The sequence below is a fragment of the Desulfobacterales bacterium genome (genome assembly GCA_028704555.1).
GTDB lineage: Bacteria > Desulfobacterota > Desulfobacteria > Desulfobacterales > JAQWFD01 > JAQWFD01.
In genome coordinates this window covers 1-4,911 of the sequence record JAQWFD010000078.1, presented here as the reverse complement: position 1 = coordinate 4,911, position 4,911 = coordinate 1, and the positions used below count along the sequence as shown (strand labels likewise).

Genomic DNA, 4,911 nt, shown 5'->3' with positions numbered 1-4,911 from the left:
TGCAGATCGAATATTGCCGGGTTTTGGAAAGCTGATAAAAAATCATTCTCTCCCTGATCAAATCATCCAACTAATTGCCGACGCGCATTCGTTAGCTTAATCCAACTGAATATTGTGATCATAGGAAATACTATATGTGCTGTTGGACAAAATTTCATCACCACCGTCTCTTTGCGGTAACATCATTTTTTCAGGAATGAAGACTCGGCCCCAAGCTTCCAGGCCTGGATTCTGTATCAAATAACCATCAAACAAGAGAAACGTTCATATCTGTTTGATCTTAAAAAGATTGTATGTTTAATAAAATTTATTTTCATGCCAGTTAGACGCGACTGATCAAATAACCATCATACTTTTACTAGGGGGGAATAAGGGGACGGGCATGAATAAATGCATTTCTTACTTTATGAAGCTTAAATTGCCTCTGTATTTCCAACGCCGGCAACTCACCTTTATCAATAAATTTTTGCAGCTGGCTCAAGGCCTTTTGGTCGTTTAAAAAGCGTTGAGCCCAACGGATACCATTTTTCGCCATTGGGCTCGTTCTCCGGTAAGTTTAACAGAATGGACAGGCGGTATTTCTTGTGATGCCGGATTACCACTCAGGTCTCTGAGGACGCATTGAATCAGGCCATTCTGAAAAAGGCCAGGGCTTGGTGTCCACGCTGTAAGAAACGAATTGGGCAGTCTCATTGAGGTAGGAACCCAGCGCTTTTCCGAAGCGCTGTGCCTTCAAATTGGCGCGCGCTGCGAACAGTGTATGCAGAAACTGGAAGACAGCGACAACAAATAACAACAGGCCGGCTATGCGCATAGCCAATAAAAACAGGAGAACAAACGCGCCACGTATCCATCGACTTTTCATGTCCTCTTGCGTGTTCCTGAATTTTCCTCTCATGTTCACGTTCCCCCATGTCAGATAACGCGGTTTCAGGTTTACGCCATTTAACTCTTTTATTCAGGCGCTTATAATAAATCTTCATGCATGTGTTGCCGGATTCAGCTATCAAAGCAGGATATTAAATCCTTTAAAACCATCGCGAGATTATTTATTCGGTAAAATCGTCGATTCATCTGATGCCGACGCTTTGACGGTCGCCTTTTTTTTGTAAGCACATCAAGTTATAAGGCCGCCGCAGAAGCTACACCTGAGCGCGGTCATCCAGAAGCCTCCGAATGGTTTCCGACAGCTGGCGGATATCAACCGGTTTCATGATCACCTCCCGAATGCCGCTTTGCCGGAGGAGCCCGGATTGGATGTCTTCACTGTATCCGGTGCACAGGACAACCGGAATATCGGGCCGGATGCCCCCGATCATCCGCGCAAGATCAATGCCGTTGATATGGGGCATGGTCATATCGGTAATCACGAAATCATAGCGTTCCGGGTGCTCCCGAAACGCTTTTGCCGCTTCCATGCTGTCGTATTTACCGTCCACCTCATATCCGAGTTTTTCAAGCAGGCTTTTGACCACATCGACGATGATCTTTTCGTCATCGACGACCAGAATGCACTCCGATCCGGTGGCCATAGACCCGGATTTTTCCGAAAAAGCACTGTCCATCCCGCCGGTGAGTTCAGGCAGAAATATGTTAAAGACGCTCCCTTTACCCAGTTGGCTTTCGACCGTAATCGCTCCCCCGTATCCCTTGACAATTCCATGCACCACTGCCAGTCCGAGGCCGGTGCCCTCCCCTGCTTTCTTCGTCGTAAAATACGGATCGAATATACGTTCGATCACGGCAGGCGACATACCGTGGCCGGTATCGGAGATGGTCAGCACCAGATAGGAGCCGGGCTCAAGTCCGATTTCAGATTCTGGACTGCCGGCGGACACGACCTGGCCGGCCAATCGCACGCCCAGTGTTCCGTCCTTTTCCCGCATGGCGTGTGCGGCGTTGGTGCAAAGATTCATGATAATCTGGTACAGTTGACTCGGGTCAGCCATGCTCATGCTTTCGTGGCACTGAATCTCCTGATGGATCTGAATCGATGAAGGCAACGTGGCACGGAGAAATTTAAGGCTCTCTTTCACGAGGATGGAAAACTGAACAGGTCTGCGGACCTGCTCGCTCTGGCGGCTGAAGGTGAGAATCTGACTGACGAGATCCCTGGCCCGGCAGGCGCCCTTGAGTATTCCCTCAATTTTAGGCCGCATCGAACTGCCTTCCGGAATTTCAAATTTATCCAGCAATTCGGCATAGCCCATGATGCCCGTGAGGATGTTGTTAAAATCATGAGCGATACCGCCGGCAAGCGTACCGATGGACTGAAGCTTCTGGGCCTGCATCAGCTGTTTTTCTATTTTCGCCCTTTCTTCCAGGGCCACCTTGCTTTCGGTGATATCCCTTCCGATGCACTGGTATTCGGTCAGAATACCGTCATCATCAAACAGCGCCCGGTCTGTCCATTCCTGCCATCTGACAGAACCATCCGCTGCGATCACCTCATGCTCGCCGGTTACCATTGGCTGGGCCGGAGTCAGAGCCAGGAGATGCATTTTAACGTTTTTCAGGCCTTCTTCCGCAATGAAACGGAAAAAATTACATCCGATCAGTTCCCGTTCCGTTTTGTTGAAATAGCGGCAATAGCTCTGATTGACGAACGTCAGCGTGCCGTCTTTCAGAAAGCGGCATATCATGGCCGGCATATCCTCAACCACCGCTCGGTATTTACGCTCATCTTCTTTCAGAGTCTCTTCCACACGCCTGCGGTCGGTGATATCGGTGAAATACCAAACCCGTCCATAATATCGGTCTTCCGGGCCGAACATCGGGGCGGAATACCGATACAGTATTCTTCCGTCCGCCATTCGTATTTCTTCACCGCTTTTCATATGGTGCATCTCATACAGGGAGATCACCTGCCGGTAAAATTCATCCGGATTGGCCACCTGTTTCATCAAAACCCGCAGGAGATCTTCACCACCGGATCCGGTCTTCAGCACCTGCGATGGAACGCCCCACATCGTGACAAAGCGTGTGTTAAAGGAGATGATCTTTCGCTCATGATCCATGACCAGAATTCCATCAAGAGAATTTTCCTGCTGGGTTTTCAGAATGGCATTTTTAAACTGAAGCTGCTCACTGGCCAGTATCCGATCGGTTACATCGAAAATGACCCCATCGATGTGCAGCAGGGCACCGTCATCTCCCGTCACAGGTCTTCCCCGCTCCATGAAGTAGCGGATGACCCCGGTTTTATGCCGGATACGGTATTCAACTTCAAACGGACGCTTTTCGGCAATCGAGGATTTAATTCTGTCTTTTACCTGCTGCCGGTCCTCGTCAACTATCATCGGCTCTATCGAACACAGATCGCCCCCGCAAAGCGCCTCCGGAGAAAATCCGGTCAGACTCTGCGCCATATCATTGAAAAAAACCATCCGGTTGTTTTCCCGGACCAGCTGCCGATAAACTATCCCGGGAAGGCTTCCGGCCAGTGACCGGTAGGTGGCCTCGCTTTTGATCAACGCATCTTCGGCGGTTTTCTGCTGGGTGACATCACGGGCGATTGCGTAGACAATGCCTGTCTCAGGTACAGTCGCCAGTTTTAATTCCAGCCACAGATAGTCCCCGCTTTTGCAACGGTTGCGGTTTTCAAAATTGGCCACGGGAACCCCATCGGCCAGCTGGCGGATCGTTTCCCGGGTCGCTTCCAGGTCATCCGGATGAACGATGTCAAAATAGGAGGTGAATAAAATTTTGTCTTTTCTGTATCCGAGAATTCTTTCAAAGGCAGGATTGACGAACAGCAATTCCCCTTCGACGGTTACGATACACAGAATATCCAGCGACAGGGAAATTAAGCGGTCCAGCATTTGTTCCGTTTGTCTTTTTTCGGTAATATCGATACCGATGCTGTAAAAATACTGAACCTGCCCCTTCGTATCAGCTACCGAAGTTCCATGCCATTGCACCAGCCGCAGGCGGCCATCTCTGGCCATCACAAAGGTTTCACTGATGTCATACATCAATCCGGACATCAACCTCAGAAACACCGCTTCCACTTTCGCCTTGTCATTTTCAGGCACAAAATCGGACACATAGTCTCTTCCCGTGACTTCATCCGCCGAATAGCCCAGTTCCCTGAGCATGGCGGGGCTCATCATCATGACATGGCCCTGAGGATCGATCGCCATAAAAAACGTCGGGGCGTGCTCGATAAGGGCGGCATTGAAATCCTTTTGCGTTTTGAGGGCCTGTTCCGCCTGAATTTTATCGGTAAGATCCCTGACAATGCTGCAGGCAAGCTTCCGCCGGCCCAGCCGGAAAAAACTGGAAACGATTTCCACCGGAAAATCGTTCCCATCCTTCTTCCGGTGGTATCTCAACGATACATACTCTTTCGCCTTCCGGGGCAGATTCGCCATGGCCGCAACCGACTTTTCCGGTTCAGCGGAAATATCGGTCACCTTCATCTGCAGCAGCTCGTCCCGGCTAAATCCGTACATAAGACATGCCGCATCATTGACCTCGAATATGTCAAACGTATTTACGTCATGAATCAGGACCGCATCGGTTACCGTGGAGAAAAGACGCCTGTATTTCTGCTCACTGGCCTGCAGGAGGCAATCAGACCCGGTTCGGGAGGAGCGATCAGCTGACGGTTCACGGCTGCTCATCTGCGCGACCGTTTCCCTGAGCCCGAGGACTTCCTGCTCCAGTTCACGGATGCGCTGCTGCAATTCGTCACATATCGGTGCTTGTGTCATTAACTCTGTCTCCTGATATCAACATGAACCCTGCGGGATACTGTCGCAGAGTTTATCAATCTAATGGATTTAGCCCAAGTTCGCCAATTTAGATCAAGGCTTGGCGTCATTCGGGGGCTTGGCGATTTTTGTGGTCACTACTCATTTTGCAGCATATCGTTTCCTCGGTAGCGGGACCTCCTTGAGTCCCAGGTTC

The 4,911-nt window shown here is 50.0% G+C and carries 3 protein-coding genes; all 3 read right to left on the bottom strand.

Translation table 11 applies throughout. The features are described 5' to 3' along the window. Positions 1–358: 358 nt before the first annotated feature. Positions 359–535, bottom strand: coding sequence for a hypothetical protein (locus PHQ97_15875; protein ID MDD4394211.1), 177 nt, complete (start codon positions 533–535; stop codon positions 359–361). Between the two features lie 60 nt (positions 536–595). Next, positions 596–898 (bottom strand): DUF4389 domain-containing protein, encoded by a 303-nt coding sequence (locus tag PHQ97_15870; GenBank protein ID MDD4394210.1) that lies wholly within the window; start codon positions 896–898, stop codon positions 596–598. 244 nt (positions 899–1,142) lie between these two features. Then, complete coding sequence (locus tag PHQ97_15865; GenBank protein ID MDD4394209.1) at positions 1,143–4,715, bottom strand: PAS domain S-box protein; 3,573 nt, start codon at positions 4,713–4,715, stop codon at positions 1,143–1,145. Between the last annotated feature and the right edge of the window lie 196 nt (positions 4,716–4,911).